Origin of the sequence: Streptococcus oralis (assembly GCF_018448765.2) — a bacterium.
Taxonomy (GTDB): Bacteria; Bacillota; Bacilli; order Lactobacillales; family Streptococcaceae; genus Streptococcus; species Streptococcus oralis_BM.
In genome coordinates this window covers 1,054,659-1,072,858 of sequence record NZ_JAHCMC020000001.1, presented here as the reverse complement: position 1 = coordinate 1,072,858, position 18,200 = coordinate 1,054,659, and the positions used below count along the sequence as shown (strand labels likewise).

At 41.2% G+C, this 18,200-nt stretch carries 12 protein-coding genes, 1 tRNA gene and 3 pseudogenes; all 16 read left to right on the top strand.

What is annotated here, in order from left to right:
* Positions 1 to 174 precede the first annotated feature (174 nt).
* The 16 genes and pseudogenes from KIH88_RS05245 (at position 175) to KIH88_RS05170 (ending at position 18,186) form a co-directional block, all read left to right on the top strand.
* Complete coding sequence (locus KIH88_RS05245) at positions 175 to 1,737, top strand: 2-isopropylmalate synthase (RefSeq protein WP_213987996.1); 1,563 nt, start codon at positions 175 to 177, stop codon at positions 1,735 to 1,737.
* Positions 1,738 to 1,748: 11 nt separating this feature from the next.
* A complete protein-coding gene (gene leuB / locus KIH88_RS05240) occupies positions 1,749 to 2,786 on the top strand; it encodes a 3-isopropylmalate dehydrogenase (protein WP_213987995.1) in 1,038 nt (345 codons plus the stop codon).
* Positions 2,783 to 3,052: a DUF1294 domain-containing protein gene (locus tag KIH88_RS05235; protein WP_000700091.1), complete on the top strand. Its 270-nt coding sequence runs from the start codon at positions 2,783 to 2,785 to the stop codon at positions 3,050 to 3,052. The genes leuB and KIH88_RS05235 overlap by 4 nt, the downstream gene beginning before the upstream one ends.
* A 3-nt stretch (positions 3,053 to 3,055) precedes the next feature.
* Positions 3,056 to 4,438 carry a 3-isopropylmalate dehydratase large subunit gene (gene leuC, locus KIH88_RS05230; protein ID WP_213987994.1) on the top strand — a complete coding sequence of 461 codons (1,383 nt, stop codon included), beginning with the start codon at positions 3,056 to 3,058 and terminating at the stop codon, positions 4,436 to 4,438.
* A 9-nt stretch (positions 4,439 to 4,447) separates the two neighbouring features.
* Positions 4,448 to 5,041 (top strand): 3-isopropylmalate dehydratase small subunit, encoded by a 594-nt coding sequence (gene leuD / locus KIH88_RS05225; RefSeq protein ID WP_000410640.1) that lies wholly within the window; start codon positions 4,448 to 4,450, stop codon positions 5,039 to 5,041.
* A gap of 26 nt (positions 5,042 to 5,067) precedes the next feature.
* Positions 5,068 to 5,847, top strand: a complete 780-nt coding sequence (locus tag KIH88_RS05220) for an L-threonylcarbamoyladenylate synthase (protein WP_213987993.1) — start codon at positions 5,068 to 5,070, stop codon at positions 5,845 to 5,847.
* A 152-nt stretch (positions 5,848 to 5,999) separates the two neighbouring features.
* Entirely contained in the window at positions 6,000 to 7,925 is a 1,926-nt protein-coding gene (locus KIH88_RS05215; protein WP_213987992.1) for an McrB family protein, read from the top strand.
* Positions 7,912 to 9,216, top strand: coding sequence for an McrC family protein (locus tag KIH88_RS05210; RefSeq protein ID WP_213988238.1), 1,305 nt, complete (start codon positions 7,912 to 7,914; stop codon positions 9,214 to 9,216). Before KIH88_RS05215 ends, KIH88_RS05210 begins: the two co-directional genes overlap by 14 nt.
* A gap of 172 nt (positions 9,217 to 9,388) precedes the next feature.
* Positions 9,389 to 10,375 carry a GMP reductase gene (guaC, locus tag KIH88_RS05205; protein WP_213987991.1) on the top strand — a complete coding sequence of 329 codons (987 nt, stop codon included), beginning with the start codon at positions 9,389 to 9,391 and terminating at the stop codon, positions 10,373 to 10,375.
* Between the two features lie 67 nt (positions 10,376 to 10,442).
* Positions 10,443 to 10,514 (top strand) — tRNA-Arg (locus KIH88_RS05200).
* A gap of 183 nt (positions 10,515 to 10,697) precedes the next feature.
* Entirely contained in the window at positions 10,698 to 11,396 is a 699-nt protein-coding gene (gene rnc, locus KIH88_RS05195) for a ribonuclease III (protein WP_213987990.1), read from the top strand.
* Complete coding sequence (gene smc, locus KIH88_RS05190) at positions 11,387 to 14,926, top strand: chromosome segregation protein SMC (protein WP_213987989.1); 3,540 nt, start codon at positions 11,387 to 11,389, stop codon at positions 14,924 to 14,926. Before rnc ends, smc begins: the two co-directional genes overlap by 10 nt.
* A gap of 143 nt (positions 14,927 to 15,069) precedes the next feature.
* Positions 15,070 to 15,996, top strand: a complete 927-nt coding sequence (locus KIH88_RS05185) for a bifunctional riboflavin kinase/FAD synthetase (RefSeq protein ID WP_213987988.1) — start codon at positions 15,070 to 15,072, stop codon at positions 15,994 to 15,996.
* A gap of 212 nt (positions 15,997 to 16,208) precedes the next feature.
* Positions 16,209 to 16,685, top strand: a pseudogene (locus KIH88_RS05180) (helix-turn-helix domain-containing protein).
* Positions 16,686 to 16,738: 53 nt separating this feature from the next.
* A pseudogene (locus tag KIH88_RS05175) lies at positions 16,739 to 17,233 on the top strand (zeta toxin family protein); the annotation flags it as partial.
* Positions 17,234 to 17,322: 89 nt separating this feature from the next.
* Positions 17,323 to 18,186: pseudogene (locus KIH88_RS05170) on the top strand (IS982 family transposase).
* The last annotated feature ends 14 nt before the right edge of the window (positions 18,187 to 18,200 follow it).

Below are 18,200 nucleotides of genomic sequence, written 5' to 3'. Positions count from 1 at the left end.
AAAGTCAAACATGAAAACAGCTAAGTTTAATCAATTTGCTTTGTTGTTGAGGTACTCGGGCTAGTGCAAAAGCATTAGTCCTGTTTGGCTTACCAAGCGGGAGTAAATCAACATCTCGCTTGGGTTTCCGAGCGAGATGTTTTTTTAAACCATATTTGGAAAAGGGGAAATCTTATGCGAACAGTTGAATTTCTAGATACCAGCCTTCGAGATGGAGAGCAGACACCTGGCGTTAACTTTTCAATCAAGGAAAAAATTGCCATTGCAAGGCAGCTGGAGAAGTGGGGCATTTCAGCCATCGAAGCTGGTTTTCCAGCTGCTAGTCCAGACTCATTTAAGGCAGTTCAGGAGATTGCTAAAGTCTTGAAAAAAACAGCGGTGACTGGTCTAGCACGTTCGGTCAAGTCTGATATTGATGCTTGTTACGAGGCGCTAAAGGATGCCAAGTATCCACAGGTCCATGTCTTTATCGCTACCAGTCCGATTCACCGCAAGTATAAGCTAAATAAGAGCAAGGAAGAGATTTTAGAAGCTATTAAGGAGCATGTTTCTTATGCGCGTTCTAAGTTTGAAATCGTTGAATTCTCTCCTGAAGATGCGACTAGAACAGAGTTGGATTTCCTCTTGCAAGTCGTTCAAACAGCAGTCGATGCAGGGGCGTCTTATATCAATATCCCAGACACAGTAGGATTTACCACGCCAGAAGAATACGGTGCTATCTTCAAATATTTGATTGAGAATGTCAAGACCGATCGTCAGATTATCTATTCACCTCACTGTCATGATGACCTCGGAATGGCAGTGGCTAACAGCCTTTCTGCTGTCAAGAACGGTGCAGGACGTGTCGAAGGAACCATCAACGGTATTGGGGAGCGAGCTGGGAATGCTGCGCTTGAAGAAATTGCAGTGGCGCTCAATATTCGCCAAGATTACTATCAGGCAGAAACCAGTATTGTCCTAAATGAGACCATCAATACGTCTGAAATGGTTTCTCGCTTCTCTGGTATTCCAGTTCCTAAAAACAAGGCTGTGGTTGGTGGTAATGCCTTTTCTCACGAGTCTGGTATTCACCAAGATGGAGTCCTTAAAAATCCTCTCACTTATGAGATCATCACACCTGAATTGGTCGGTGTTAAGAGTAATAGTCTTCCGCTTGGAAAATTGTCAGGTCGCCATGCCTTTGTTGAAAAACTAAGAGAACTGGCCCTAGATTTTACAGAAGAGGATATCAAACCACTCTTTGCTAAGTTCAAGGCACTAGCGGATAAGAAACAAGAAATCACAGATGCAGATATTCGAGCTCTGGTAGCTGGAACCATGGTTGAAAATCCAGAAGGCTTCCACTTTGATGATTTACAACTTCAAACCCATGCGGACAATGACATCGAAGCGCTCGTTAGTCTAGCCAACATGGATGGTGAAAAAGTCGAATTCAATGCGACAGGACAAGGCTCTGTTGAAGCAATCTTTAACGCTATCGATAAGTTCTTTAACCAATCTGTCCGCTTGGTATCCTATACCATTGATGCTGTGACAGATGGAATTGATGCTCAAGCTCGGGTTTTGGTTACTGTTGAAAACAGAGATACAGAAACCATCTTTAACGCAGCAGGTCTTGACTTCGATGTATTGAAGGCTTCGGCTATTGCCTATATCAATGCCAATACCTTTGTTCAAAAAGAGAATGCAGGTGAGATGGGGCGCAGCGTTTCCTACCGAGACATGCCTAGTGTGTAAAGGAGAAGGCTATGACAAAGAAAATAGTAGCACTAGCAGGGGATGGAATCGGTCCAGAAATTATGGAAGCTGGTTTAGTAGTTCTGGAAACTCTAGCTTCAAAAACAGGTTTTGACTATGAGATAGATAGACGCCCCTTTGGAGGTGCAGGTATTGATGCTGCGGGGTATCCCTTACCTGATGAAACCCTCAAGGCATGTAGAGAAGCAGATGCTATTCTCCTAGCAGCTATCGGTAGTCCCCAGTATGATGGGGCAGCGATTCGCCCTGAACAAGGCTTGCTGGCTCTTCGTAAGGAACTCAATCTCTATGCCAATATTCGGCCTGTTAAGATTTTTGACAGTCTCAAGCATTTGTCACCTCTCAAATCGGAACGAATTGCTGGTGTAGACTTTGTCGTGGTGCGTGAGTTGACAGGTGGGATTTACTTTGGAGACCATATCCTTGAAGAGCGCAAAGCGCGTGATATCAATGACTATAGCTATGAAGAAGTGGAGCGGATTCTTCGCAAGGCTTTTGAAATTGCAAGAAGTCGCAGAAAAATCGTTACTAGTATCGATAAGCAAAATGTTCTAGCGACATCAAAACTCTGGCGCAGAGTAGCTGAGGAGATTGCGCAAGATTTTCCAGATGTGATCTTGGAACACCAGCTAGTCGACTCAGCTGCCATGCTCATGATTACCAATCCTGCTAAGTTTGATGTCATCGTGACAGAGAATCTTTTCGGAGATATTCTATCTGATGAATCAAGCGTTTTATCAGGCACACTTGGTGTTATGCCATCAGCCAGTCATTCTGAAAAGGGACCAAGTCTTTATGAGCCTATTCATGGTTCAGCGCCTGATATTGCAGGTCAAGGAATTGCCAACCCTATCTCCATGATTTTGTCAGTTGCTATGATGTTGAGAGATAGCTTTGGACGTTATGAGGATGCGGAGCGAATCGAACATGCTGTTGAAGGTAGTTTGGCAGCAGGAATTTTAACGAGAGATATTGGAGGACAGGCTTCGACCAGGGAAATGACAGAAGCCATCATTGAAAGATTATGAAGATAAATGAAGGAATCACGCTTGCCCTCTTGATTTGGAATTTGCTGATTTTCTTGATTTATGGCATTGACAAATCCAAGGCAAGAAGAGGTGCTTGGCGCGTCCCAGAGAAAATCTTACTCATTTTAGCCCTTACTTGTGGTGGTTTTGGTGCCTGGTTGGCAGGAATCACCTTTCACCACAAGACTAGAAAATGGTATTTTAAAACAGTTTGGTTTCTCGGGATGGTGACCACACTAGTAGCCTTATATTTTATTTGGAGGTAATGGATGGCAGGAAAATCGATTTTTGATAAATTATGGGACCGCCATGTCATCACAGGAGAAGAGGGGCAACCTCAACTCATGTATGTGGACCAGCACTATATTCATGAAGTGACTAGTCCCCAAGCTTTTCAAGGATTACGAGATGCAGGTCGCAGATTGAGACGGCCAGACTTGACATTTGGAACCTTTGACCACAATGTACCGACGGTCAATATCTACGATATTCGAGATGTGATTTCTAAGGCTCAAATTGATAAGCTTGCTGAAAATGTTGAGGAGTTTGGGATTGAACATGCGGCCCACGGTTCTGAAAAGCAGGGCATTGTTCACATGGTTGGACCAGAAACAGGGCGGACCCAACCAGGAAAATTCATCGTCTGTGGAGATAGCCACACAGCTACTCACGGAGCTTTCGGAGCCATCGCCTTTGGGATTGGGACCAGTGAGGTTGAGCATGTCTTTGCTACCCAGACACTATGGCAAGTTAAACCCAAGAAAATGCTGGTAGAATTCACTGGTGTTCCTCAAAAAGGAGTTTTTTCCAAGGATTACATTCTCGCCTTGATTGCCAAGTACGGGGTTGCTTGTGGTGTAGGATATGTGGTGGAATATCGTGGGCAAGCGATTGATGCTCTGACCATGGAAGAGCGAATGACCATCTGCAATATGTCCATCGAGTTTGGCTCCAAGATGGGAATCATGAACCCAGATCAGACCACCTATGACTATCTCAAGGGACGGGAATGCGTTCCCGAAGCTTTTGAGGAGGCAGTTGCCGACTGGAAGACCCTTGTCAGCGATGAGGATGCCGTCTATGATAAGGTTATCCAGATGGATGTCTCAGACTTGGCTCCCATGGTGACTTGGGGCACCAATCCTGCTATGGGCGTTGACTTTGACAGTAGCTTCCCAGAAATTAAGGATATGAATGATGAACGAGCCTACAATTACATGAACTTGGAGCCTGGTCAAAAGCCAGAGGATATTGAGCTAGGCTATATTTTTATCGGATCTTGTACCAATGCTCGGCTCAGTGATTTGCAACTGGCTGCTCGATTTGTAAAAGGAAAGAAGATTGCTCCCAACTTAACGGCTATCGTGGTTCCAGGCTCTCGTCCTGTCAAACGAGCTGCTGAGAAGTTGGGTTTGGATAAGGTCTTCTTAGATGCTGGCTTTGAGTGGCGAGACCCAGGTTGCTCTATGTGCCTAGGGATGAATCCGGACAAGGTCCCTGATGGTGTTCACTGTGCCTCAACCAGTAACCGCAATTTTGAAGACAGACAAGGCTTTGGTGCTAAAACCCATCTCTGCAGTCCAGCTATGGCAGCGGCGGCGGCCATCGCAGGGCGCTTCGTAGATGTTCGGCAAATGCCAGAGGCCCAGTAAGGAGAGGATATGGAGAAATTTACAGTTTATACGGGAACGACCGTTCCTCTCATGAATGATAACATCGACACCGACCAAATACTCCCCAAGCAGTTTCTCAAGTTGATTGATAAAAAAGGCTTTGGTAAGTACCTCATGTATGCTTGGCGTTATCTAGACGATAACTACACTGAGGATCCAGATTTTGTTTTTAACCGACCTGAATACCGAAAAGCCAGTATCCTCATTTCAGGGGATAATTTTGGGGCGGGGTCTTCAAGGGAACACGCAGCTTGGGCTCTAGCCGACTATGGTTTTAAGGTCGTGATTGCAGGTTCTTTCGGAGACATTCATTACAATAATGAACTCAATAATGGCATGTTGCCCATTGTTCAGCCTAGGGAGGTTAGAGAAAAGCTAGCCCAACTCAAACCGACTGACCAGGTAACTGTGGACTTGGAACAACAAAAAATCATCTCACCAGTTGGAGAATTCACTTTCGAAATAGATAGCGAGTGGAAACACAAGCTCTTAAATGGTTTGGATGATATCGGAATTACTTTGCAGTATGAAGACTTGATTGCTGCCTATGAAAAACAACGACCGGCCTACTGGCAGGATTAGAAAAATAGAAAAGGAACTATAGAACTATGACAAAACACATTCAATGGAACGGAACACTTTCTCAAGAAGGCTATGACATTTTAAAAGGTGAGGGCGGATGTATCGTTTGCCCCACAAAAGTTGGTTACATTATCATGACGAGCGATAAGGCAGGTCTTGAACGCAAATTTGAAGCTAAAGAGCGTAACCGTAACAAACCAGGTGTTGTACTTTGTGGTAGCATGGACGAGCTACGCGCTTTAGCACAACTCAACCCAGAAATTGAAGCCTTCTACCAAAAACATTGGGATGAAGATATTCTCCTTGGTTGTATCCTTCCTTGGAAACCAGAAGCTTTTGAAAAACTCAAAGCATACGGTGATGGCCGTGAAGAACTCATGACTGACGTTCGTGGTACTAGCTGTTTTGTCATCAAGTTTGGTAAAGCTGGTGAACAGTTGGCTGCTAAACTTTGGGAAGAAGGCAAGATGGTCTACGCCTCATCAGCCAACCCATCTGGAAAAGGAAACCGTGGTAAGGTAGAAGGAATCGGAGAACGTATCGAAGGAGCAGTGGACCTTGTCATCGAAGCAGATGACTACGTTGCTTCTATCCAACCAGACAAAACGATTGAAACGCGCTACGAGCAAGGTGTGATGGTTTCTATGGTCGATAAGGACGGAAAACTCATCCCAGAACAAGGTGGAGCACGTTCAACCTCACCAGCGCCAGTTGTTATCCGCAAAGGGCTTGACATTGATAAAATCATGATGAACCTGTCAGATACCTTTAACTCATGGGACTACCGTCAAGGTGAGTATTATTAAGATAAAAAAGAAGTCTAGTGTTATGAGGGAATAAAACCCTCTACTCTAGGCTTTTTCTTTAGAAATTCTTTTCTTTTTATATAGGATATGATATTCTATATATAAAATATATAGTTTTTTATTCGAACATTATTATAAAAGGAGTAAGATTGATGTTGAAAAGAAAAGTTAGTCTGGAAGATTTTTATGACTGGTACCAAGAAAATAAAATAAGATTAAGAGAAGATGCATCTAAATATAGTATTTACAATGAACAATTACGTGAAGAATTTCTTAAAGAGTGGCCACTTGATAGAATTTTAACCATGTCTATTGATGATTATGTTATTGGGAAAGGTGCTAAAAGTAATTCTTTTTGCTATAGTCTTGAGAGGGGTAAATACAAATCTTTATTTTTAGGTATTGGCGGAGGAGGCTCTTCAAAATTTGGTATTTATTGGAATGAGGATACCCAAAGCTATAAAAATCAAGCTAATAAAATCATTCCTATATCTGAATTGGAGCAACGTTTTAATAAACTAAAAAGAGATCTGTATCAGATTATTCAAATCGGTAGTAAACTTGATTTTGACAATCCTATATTTGATATGAAAAAGTCAACAAATGAATTTATTAGTCGTTCTGCTGTGGTGACAAAACTACTTTGTATTTATTCTGAGAATCCTTCTTTTTTAGGAGTAAATATGAATAGTCAAAATGAATTTTGGAATAGGTTGATTCCCCAAAGCAATCAAGGCGGACCCTATCGTCAGAATCATGAGATTTTTAAACTGTTTTCTAAAACATATCCTGAACTAGAATCTTCAATGTTGGGTAGTATTTTATTTGAGTATTCAAAAGATATTATAGACAGTGATGATAAGCAAGGAGAGAAAGAAATGTCTGAACAAAATAATTTTCATCATACCTTGAGTAATATCTTATTACAATCCAAAAACCTCATTCTCCGTGGTGCACCTGGTACAGGAAAAACTTATCTTGCTAAAGAAATAGCTAAAGAATTAACGGATGGCAACGAAGACCAAATCGGCTTTGTACAGTTTCACCCTTCCTATGATTATACGGATTTTGTAGAGGGGTTGAGACCAGTATCAAATGGGGATGGAGCTATTGAGTTTAAGCTACAGGATGGTATTTTTAAAGATTTTTGTCAGAAAGCAAAAGAAGCCCAATTGATTGGAGGACAAGATAATTTTGATGAGGCTTGGGATTCTTACTTAGAATATATAAATGTTGCTGAAGAAAAAGAATATATAACAAAAACATCTTACTTATCTGTTAATAGTAGACAAAATTTGTCAGTAAATTATGATAGTGGTGTTCCAGGATGGTCACTACCTCGCAAATATGTTTACGAGTTGTATAAAGATAAAAATTATAATAAGCAAGAATACTACAAAAGTGGTGGAAAAACTGTCCTAGAAACATTGAGAAAGAGATTTGGTTTGAAAGACTATGTTTCCCCAACAGAAATTGATACTGATAAGAAATTCGTTTTCATCATTGATGAAATCAATCGTGGTGAGATTTCTAAGATTTTTGGTGAACTCTTTTTCTCTATCGACCCTGGTTATCGTGGTGAAAAGGGGAGTGTTTCTACCCAGTATGCCAATCTACACGAAACTGATGAGAAGTTTTATATCCCCGAAAATGTTTACATCATCGGAACAATGAATGATATTGACCGCTCGGTGGACACCTTTGATTTTGCTATGCGTCGTCGTTTTCGTTTTGTTGAAGTTACTGCCGAGAGTCAAGTTGGCATGTTGGATAAAGAATTGGGTATCCATGCAGAAGAAGCAAAACTTCGTCTTAGAAATTTGAACGCTGCTATCGAAAACGTTCAGGAATTAAACAGTCATTATCATATCGGTCCAAGTTATTTCCTTAAGTTGAAGGATGTAGACTTTGACTATGAAATACTCTGGTCAGATTACCTCAAACCTCTTTTGGAAGATTACTTACGAGGTTCTTATGAAGAATCTGAAACTCTGGCAACATTGAAAAAAGCATTTAATCTGACAAATAAAGAGCAAACAGTTCAGCAAGATACTGGTGATGATAATGCGGATAACTGATAATCAGCATAGAATTGCTAAAGAAGACTTTGTTACAGATTATCCCAACCTTAGTCAAGCACTTCTTGATAGAACACTAGATAACCTTTCTCGAGAGGACCGTATCTTTATATTTCCAAATGACCTGCAATATTCTCTTGACTTAGAAAAGGACCAAAAGATTTTTGAAACAGTTAATCAGAAAATCAAGACAGGAAATGTGATTGGCTTTCTGGGGTGTGGTCAGGAAAGGTTAACGATTTCCTCTCGTTTTTCCGATGAAAGTAACGACCATTTTTTGCATTATCTCTTACAAAAGGTTCTCAATATCAATCTGACTAGTTTAGATGTCGGTCTGTCTCCTGAAGATAAGCTCTATCAACTCTTGGTTTACCTCTTTCCCAAATATCTGCAAGCTGCTCTCCGAAAAGGTCTTTATAAGGAATACCAGCGATTTTTCCATAACGATAGTCATGTAAAGGGTGTACTAGATGTTGGAAATCATCTGAAAAAAAATCTCCCTTTTATGGGAAATATTGCCTATACTACTAGGGAATTTACCTATGATAATCCACTCATGCAGTTGATTCGGCATACGATTGAGTACATAAAGAATCAGAAAAGTTTCGGAGTTCTGCTCGATAGTAATCGTGAAAATATGACAGAAATTACTCGTGTAACTCCAGCTTATAAACTGGCTAATCGTGCCAAGATTATCAGAATGAATAAAATCAAACCCATCCGACACGCCTATTTCAGAGAGTATAGAAAATTACAGGAACTCTGCTTGATGATTCTGAGTAGAGAAAAGCATGGTCTTGGACCTCAAGCCCAGATGGTACATGGTATTCTCTTTGATGTTGCCTGGCTTTGGGAAGAGTATGTTCATACCTTGTTGCCAAAAGGTTTCATCCATCCACGAAATAAAGATAAGACGAACGGAATTTCAGTATTTTCTGTTGGGAAACGAAAAGTATATCCAGATTTTTATGACAGAGAACGAAAGATTGTTCTAGATGCAAAATATAAAAAACTGGAGTTCACTGAAAGAGGAATTAACCGCGAGGACTTGTTCCAGCTGATTTCCTATTCTTATATTTTAGAAGCTGAGAAAGCTGGACTGATTTTTCCTAGTATGGAGCAGTCAGTAAATAGTGAAATAGGAAAACTAGCTGGCTATGGAGCTCAATTGAAGAAGTGGTCTATCCAAATCCCTCAGAATACTTCATCTTACAATGAATTTTGTAAAATGATGGAAAATTCAGAAGAAAATTTTAAAGCGATTATTGATGAAGAAGTGGGGAGAAAGTAATCTCTTCGCTTTTTTGCTATTTATATAAGTAATTCCCGAACGATATAATTTGATTATTGGAAATATTTGACAAAAACTGTACCTTGGTTTATAATAAATCAAGGAAACGTCAGAAAAGACGTAGGGGTGCGTAAGCATAGGTAGGTCATTATAAAAGAAACGAGACATCGATATGTTAAATGAATTTCCAATTTTTGATTACGAAGATATTCAGTTGATCCCAAATAAATGTGTCATTAAAAGCCGTTCAGAAGCGGATACAAGTATTACGTTTGGAAAACACACTTTTAAACTACCTGTTGTGCCAGCAAATATGCAGACGATTTTGGATGAGAACGTAGCAGAGCAACTTGCTAAAGGCGGTTACTTTTACATTATGCACCGTTTTGATGAAGCGGGGCGCATTCCTTTTATCAAACGTATGCACGGTCAAGGGCTCATTGCTTCCATTTCTGTTGGTGTCAAGGACTATGAGTATGATTTCGTTAGCCAGCTCAAGGCTGATGCTCCTGAGTACATCACGATTGACATCGCTCACGGTCATTCGGATAGCGTGATTTCTATGATTCAACACATCAAGAAAGAATTGCCGGATACTTTTGTCATCGCTGGCAACATTGGAACACCAGAAGCTGTGCGTGAATTGGAAAATGCTGGAGCGGATGCCACTAAGGTTGGAATTGGTCCTGGTAAGGTTTGTATCACCAAGGTGAAAACAGGTTTTGGTACTGGCGGTTGGCAATTGGCTGCCCTACGCTGGTGTGCCAAGGCTGCGCGTAAACCAATCATCGCTGATGGTGGGATTCGTACTCATGGCGATATTGCTAAGTCTATCCGTTTCGGTGCCAGCATGGTCATGATTGGTTCCCTATTTGCAGGACATATCGAAAGCCCAGGAAAGACGATTGAAGTCGATGGCGAACAGTTCAAAGAATACTATGGTTCAGCTTCACAGTATCAAAAAGGCGCTTATAAAAATGTAGAAGGTAAACGCATCTTACTGCCTGCCAAAGGGCATTTGCAAGACACCCTTACTGAGATGGAGCAGGATCTGCAAAGTGCCATTTCCTACGCAGGTGGACGCAAGGTTGCTGACCTCAAGCACGTTGATTATGTAATCGTGAAAAACTCTATCTGGAACGGGGATGCTTCCCACTAATGGACGCTTAGTCCACCCATAAAAAACTTGTTATTAGACCAAATTTTTGTTATAATAAGACAAGTCTCCACCCTTAGTGTAATGGATATCACGTAAGATTCCGGTTCTTGAGATGGGGGTTCGATTCCCTCAGGGTGGATGTAAAAAGCCTATGAAAGCCTTAAATAAGGCTTTTTTCTTTATTTCGCGCCAAATTTGCCCTTAAAATTGAAAATTTTATTCTAAAAAGTGCTCAAATCCCCTCTAGTCCCGTTTTAAAGTGACTCAGGGGGCTTTTTTTGATATAATAAAAGAGACTGTTATCAGTTAGAAAGAGGTTGGTATGAAAGAATTAGAAACTGTACTAAAGAAGCGTTTTGCAATCGAATTTGCGGACAAGAATTTATTGGAAACGGCTTTTACTCATACGAGTTATGCCAATGAGCACCGCCTCTTAAAAATTTCACACAATGAGCGCTTGGAATTTTTAGGAGACGCTGTTCTGCAATTATTGATTTCAGAATATCTGTATAAAAAATATCCTAAGAAACCAGAGGGAGATTTGTCTAAACTCCGTGCTATGATTGTCCGTGAGGAGAGTTTGGCTGGTTTTGCGCGTGATTGCCAGTTTGATCAGTTTATCAAGCTAGGAAAAGGGGAAGAAAAGTCTGGTGGTCGCAATCGTGACACCATTCTTGGAGATGCCTTTGAAGCCTTTTTGGGAGCGTTGCTTTTAGACAAGGATGTTGCTAGGGTAAAAGAGTTTATCTATCAGGTCATGATTCCCAAGGTTGAAGCAGGTGACTTTGAAATGATTAAGGATTACAAGACACACTTGCAAGAACTGCTCCAAGTCAATGGAGATGTGGATATTCGCTACCAGGTGACCTCTGAGACGGGGCCTGCCCATGATAAGGTTTTTGATGTAGAAGTTCTGGTTGAGGGCAAGAGTATAGGAAAAGGCCAAGGCCGTTCTAAAAAATTAGCAGAGCAAGAGGCCGCAAAAAATGCCGTTGAGAAAGGGCTGGGTTCATGTATTTAAAGGAGATTGAGATCCAGGGATTCAAGTCTTTTGCTGACAAGACCAAGGTTGTTTTTGATCAAGGTGTGACAGCTGTCGTTGGGCCAAATGGATCTGGGAAGTCAAATATCACAGAAAGTCTGCGATGGGCCTTGGGAGAGTCCAGTGTTAAGAGCCTTCGTGGTGGAAAGATGCCAGACGTTATCTTTGCTGGAACTGAAAGCCGCAAACCACTCAATTATGCTTCAGTTGTCGTGATCTTGGATAATGAAGATGGTTTTATCAAGGATGCGGGGCAAGTCATTAAGGTAGAACGTCATATCTATCGTAGTGGTGATAGCGAGTATCGAATTGATGGCAAGAAAGTCCGCTTGCGTGATGTTCACGATCTCTTTTTGGATACGGGATTGGGACGAGATTCCTTCTCCATCATCTCACAAGGGAAGGTTGAGGAGATTTTTAACTCCAAGCCCGAAGAACGCCGTGCTATTTTTGAAGAAGCAGCTGGAGTTTTAAAATACAAGACTCGTAGAAAAGAAACAGAGAGCAAACTGCAACAAACCCAGGACAATCTAGACCGCTTAGAGGATATTATCTATGAGTTGGACAATCAAATCAAGCCTCTTGCCAAACAAGCCGAGAATGCTCGTAAGTTTCTCGACTTGGATGGTCAACGTAAGGCAATTTACTTGGATGTACTGGTTGCCCAAATCAAGGAAAACAAGGCTGAATTAGAACTGACTGAAGAAGAACTAAAGCAGGTTCAGGAACTTCTGACTAGTTATTATCAAAAGCGTGAAGAGTTAGAAGAAGAAAATCAAACTCTTAAAAAGAAACGCCAAGATCTCCAAGCTGAAATGGCTAAAGACCAAGAGAGCTTAATGGATTTGACTAGTTTGATTAGTGACTTAGAGCGAAAACTAGCCTTGTCTAAACTGGAATCCAAGCAAGTAGCCCTCAATCAACAAGAAGCACAAGCCCGTTTGACTGCTTTGGAAGATAAGAGAAAGACTCTAAGTAAAGAGAAATCTGAAAAAGAAGCGAATTTGGCACAGTTAGAGGAAAATCTAGCTGAAAATAATAAGGAACTCAATCGTTTAGAGGCAGAATTGCTAGCTTTTTCAGACGATCCTGACCAGATGATCGAGCTCTTGCGCGAACGCTTTGTCGCTCTTTTACAAGAAGAAGCGGATGTCTCAAACCAACTGACCCGCATCGAGAATGAACTGGAGAACAGCCGTCAACTATCTCAAAAACAAGCAGATCAACTTGAGAAACTGAGAGAACAACTGGCTACAGCTAAAGAGAAGGCTAGTCAACAGCAGGCCGAGCTTGAAACTGCCAAGGAGCAGGTTCAAAAACTATTGGCAGACTACCAAGCTAGTGCCAAGGAACAAGAGGATCAGAAAGTTTCTTACCAAGCCCAGCAGAGCCAGCTCTTTGATCGTCTGGATAGTCTCAAAAACAAACAGGCTAGAGCACAGAGTTTGGAAAACATCCTAAGAAATCATAGTAATTTTTATGCGGGTGTTAAGAGTGTTCTCCAAGAAAAAGACCGCTTAGGTGGGATTATTGGTGCAGTTAGTGAACATTTGACCTTTGATGTGCATTATCAAACTGCTTTGGAGATTGCACTTGGAGCTAGTAGTCAGCATATCATCGTAGAAGATGAAAATGCGGCAACCAAGGCGATTGATTTCCTAAAACGTAACAGAGCTGGTCGTGCGACCTTTCTTCCATTGACAACGATCAAAGCGCGTACGATTTCTAGTCAGAATCAAGATGCTATTGCATCAAGTCCAGGCTTCCTTGGTATGGCTGATGAGTTGGTTACTTTTGATACTAGACTAGAAACCATTTTCAAGAATTTACTCGCAACGACGGCTATCTTTGATACCGTAGAACATGCCCGTGCAGCTGCTCGTCAAGTTCGTTACCAGGTTCGTATGGTAACACTGGATGGGACTGAGTTGCGCACAGGTGGTTCCTATGCAGGTGGTGCCAATCGGCAAAACAACAGTATTTTCATCAAGCCAGAACTGGAGCAATTACAAAAAGAAATTGCTGAAGAAGAAGCTGACTTGCGGTCAGAAGAAGCGAGTTTGAAGACCCTGCAAGACGAGATGGCGGTATTGACAGAAAGATTAGAAGCCATTAAATCACAAGGTGAGCAAGCTCGTATTCAGGAGCAAGGTTTGTACCTCGCCTATCAACAAACCAATCAGCAAGTGGAAGAGTTAGAAACGCTTTGGAAACTTCAAGAAGAGGAATTAAATCGCCTATCTGAAGGAGATTGGCAAGCGGACAAGGAAAAATGCCAAGAGCGCCTTGCTACTATCGCAAGTGAAAAGCAAAATCTAGAAGCTGAGATTGAAGAGATTAAGTCTAACAAAAACGCTATTCAAGAACGTTATCAAAACTTGCAGGAACAGATTTCTCAAGCGCGCTTGTTTAAGTCCGAACTGCAAGGACAAAAGCGGTACGAAGTTACTGATATTGAACGCTTAGGCAAGGAACTGGATAATCTGGATATCGAGCAAGAGGAAATCCAGCGTCTTCTCCAAGAAAAGGTTGATAATCTTGAGAAAGTTGATACGGATTTGCTAAGTCAACAAGCGGAAGAGGCCAAAACTCAGAAAACAAACCTCCAACAAGGTTTGATACGCAAGCAGTTTGAGTTGGATGATATCGAAGGTCAGCTGGATGATATTTCCAGCCATTTGGATCAAGCTCGTCAGCAGAATGAAGAGTGGATTCGCAAACAAACACGTGCTGAAGCCAAGAAAGAAAAGGTCAGCGAACACTTGCGCTATCTACAAGCTCAATTAACAGACCAGTACCAAATCAGCTACACAGAGGCTCTAGAAAAGGCTCATGAACTGGAAGAGCTAACTCTGGCAGAGCAAGAGGTTAAAGATCTTGAGAAGGCTATTCGCTCACTCGGTCCAGTCAATTTGGATGCTATTGAACAGTACGAAGAAGTCCACAACCGTTTGGATTTCCTCAATAGCCAACGGGATGATATTTTGTCTGCTAAAAACCTGCTCCTTGAGACCATCACTGAGATGAATGATGAGGTTAAGGAACGATTCAAATCAACCTTTGAGGCTATTCGTGAGTCCTTTAAAGTGACCTTTAGACAGATGTTTGGCGGAGGTCAGGCAGACTTGATATTGACTGAGGGCGATCTTTTAACTGCTGGTGTGGAGATTTCTGTTCAACCACCAGGTAAGAAAATCCAGTCTCTCAACCTCATGAGTGGTGGTGAAAAAGCCCTATCGGCTCTGGCTTTGCTCTTCTCAATTATCCGAGTCAAAACTATTCCTTTTGTTATCTTGGATGAGGTAGAGGCGGCGCTAGACGAAGCCAATGTTAAACGTTTTGGGGATTATCTCAATCGCTTTGATAAGGATAGTCAGTTTATCGTCGTGACCCACCGTAAGGGAACGATGGCGGCAGCAGACTCTATCTATGGAGTCACCATGCAAGAATCAGGTGTGTCTAAGATTGTTTCAGTTAAGTTAAAAGACTTGGAAGAGACAGTAGACTAGTTACCAAACGATAGCATCTCTTAGGAGGTGCTATTTTTTAAAACTCATAGTTTGAATTGTCTATCAAGGTCAGTTCAGGCGTAAAAAACGACATTTGGGATTTCCTCTTAGCGAAAAGACTTGCTCTATGATATAATAGTTTCATGATTACAACAGTACCTATTAAGAACGAAAAAGATATTGCAGTACCGGGAAAAACAGTCCTTGTACTTGGTTATTTTGATGGCATCCACAAGGGGCATCAGAAACTTTTTGAAGTGGCCAGCAAGGCTTCGATGAAGGATTATCTGCCAGTTGTCGTGATGACCTTTACGGAGTCGCCAAAACTTGCTTTACAACCTTACCAACCTGAGCTCATGCTTCACATCGTCAACCATGAGGAACGGGAGCACAAGATGAAGTGGCACGGGGTAGAAGCTCTTTTCTTACTTGACTTTAGTAGTAAATTTGCTAGTTTAACGGGTCAAGAATTCTTTGATACCTATGTTAGAGCTTTAAAACCAGCTATTATCGTAGCAGGATTTGATTACACATTTGGTTCAGATAAGAAAACTGCGGATGACCTGAAGGATTATTTTGATGGAGAGATTATCATTGTTCCTCCGATCGAGGACGAAAAGGGAAAGATCAGTTCCACACGGATTCGCCAAGCTATTCTTGATGGAGATGTCAAGGAAGTCAATCATCTACTAGGCACACCGCTCCCATCTCGTGGGATGGTCGTTCATGGAAATGCTCGTGGGCGTACTATCGGTTATCCAACAGCAAATCTGGTCCTAAGAGATCGAACTTATATGCCAGCAGACGGTGTTTACGTAGTCGATGTAGAAGTACAACGTCAGAGATATCGTGGCATGGCAAGTGTTGGGAAAAATGTTACTTTCGATGGAGAAGAGCCACGTTTTGAAGTCAATATTTTTGACTTTTCAGATGATATTTATGGTGAGACAGTCATGGTCTACTGGCTGGACCGTGTCCGTGATATGGTCAAATTTGACTCCATCGAAGAGCTTGTAGACCAACTCCAGAAAGACGAAGAGATTGCTCGAAACTGGAAGGATGCTGAGTAGGAAATCGGAGTTTTATATAAAATTATCTATACTTTAGATTCTTATTTCTAAATCATGACCACCCGTCTAACGGGTGGTTATGATTTGTCTCGCACCTCACGGAGCGAGACGGACTAATAGTCGCATAACCTAAAAACGGATAATGCACCATATTTGGTCCGTTATACGTTTTTTATGGTATAATGAAAGCAAATATGAGGAGGTCTTTATCTATTATTGGAGACAATATCAAATCACTACGCCGAACACACGATTTAACACAGCCAGAATTTGCGAAAACGGTCAGTATTTCATGCAATAGCTTAAGTCGTTATGAGAATGGAACTAGTAAAGTTTTAACAGAACTTATCGACCGTATTTATCAAAAATTTAATGTCTCTTATGTTGATATTGTAGGGGAGGACAATATGTTATCACCTGTTGAAGATTACCAACTGATTTTAAAAATAGAAGTGATAAAAGAATGTGGAGCAGCCATTTTATCACAGCTTTATAGATACCAGGATAGTCAAGATATTGCTTTTGATGATGAAACAAATCCTTGGATTTTGATGAGTGATGATTTGGCTGAATTAATCAATACGAAAATATAGCTTGTCGATACTTTCGATAAAATCGAGCGTTACAGTGGCTACTTAGAGGGTATCGAACGGATGCTAGACATGGTGCATCATCGGGTGGTGGCTTAATGATATTGGAAGAATTTAGTGAGGCTGAGTTTCAGAAAGCTTTATAACGAACAATTTGGGTTCTAACTTGCGGAAAGGCGATTCCAGATCAACCGAAAGCCATTTTACTTGGTGGACAAAGCGGAGCAGGTAATACGACTATTCATGGTATCAAGCAAAAAGAATTTCAAGGTAATATCATTATCATCGATGGTGATAGCTACCGTTCTCAACATCCCAATTACTTAGCACTGCAAGAAAAGTATGGCAAGGACAGCGTAGACTATACCAAGGGATTTGCAGGAAAAGTGGTAGAGTATCTGGTCGACGAACTCAGCACGCAAGGTTACCAAGTTTCTTTAGCTATTATTGGTACTAAACCAAAACTGTCCTATCTCAGTACCTTAATTCTTCGTTACGAGGAACTTTATGCTATCAATCCAGCTCAGTCCAGAGCAACACCTAAAGAACATCATGATTATATTGTAGAGCACTTGGTTGATAATCTTAGGGAGTTAAAAAGAGAGCAACTCTTTGACCAGATTCAGATTTATCAAAGAGATAGAACTTACCCGTGGTGCTAGTTAATTTCAAAATACAATAAAAAGTCCAAAAGGACTATACTGTAAGTGACGAAATATACAGGAGGTTAGTCTAAATGAGCTACTTACAGTATACTGCTAAAACTTATCATTTGCAATGGAATGTTCGCCAATTATCACAAATTTGTCATTACTTTTATAAAACTTATTGCCCAGATTCCTTTAAACATCGGCGTAATGTTGGCTTAGGAAAAGTTTCAGATGAAGCGCTTCTTGTCTTGCTTTTGTTACAAGCTGAACTAGGCATAACGTCACAACGCCATTTCTACACCATCTGACATCTCTTTCCTTGTGGTCAGTTACTAGAAAGAAGTCGTTTCAATCGTCGGTCTAGACGAATGATTTGGCTAGTCCAATTAATCCGAAAAGCTATGAGCGACTTGATTTCACCTGATGAAATAGCGATTATAGATAGTTTTTCCTTACCACTTTGCCAACCAGTTCGCAATCAAAGAGTTGCCAGTTTTAAAGGATTAGCCGATATTGGCTATAACATCTCTAAACATCTTTGGTTCTACGGTTTCAAGGTTCATATGCTAGTGACCTTATCGGGTTGTATTCTGAACTGTGTTGTCACATCAGCCTCTATCTACGAACTCAAGGCGGTTTATGAGCTATTAGAGGGATGTAAGCAATCGGTTATTCTAGGTGATCTTGACTACTTAAGCGGTGAACTCAAAAAGGACTTAAAACAGGAAGGTGACCATCTATGGATACCATTTCGACAAAACATGACAGGATCCGAAGAACATAACAATTGGAAAGTAATGGCCATGAGACGAACTATTGAAACTCGTTTTTCTGAACTGTGTCGTCTCTTTGACATCGAACATACATTAGCTAGAGGGCTAGCCGGACTACAGTTACGAATTGAACGAATTATTCTGGCTCATAATTTACACTATTTTGAAATGAACTAGCACCATGGATACTT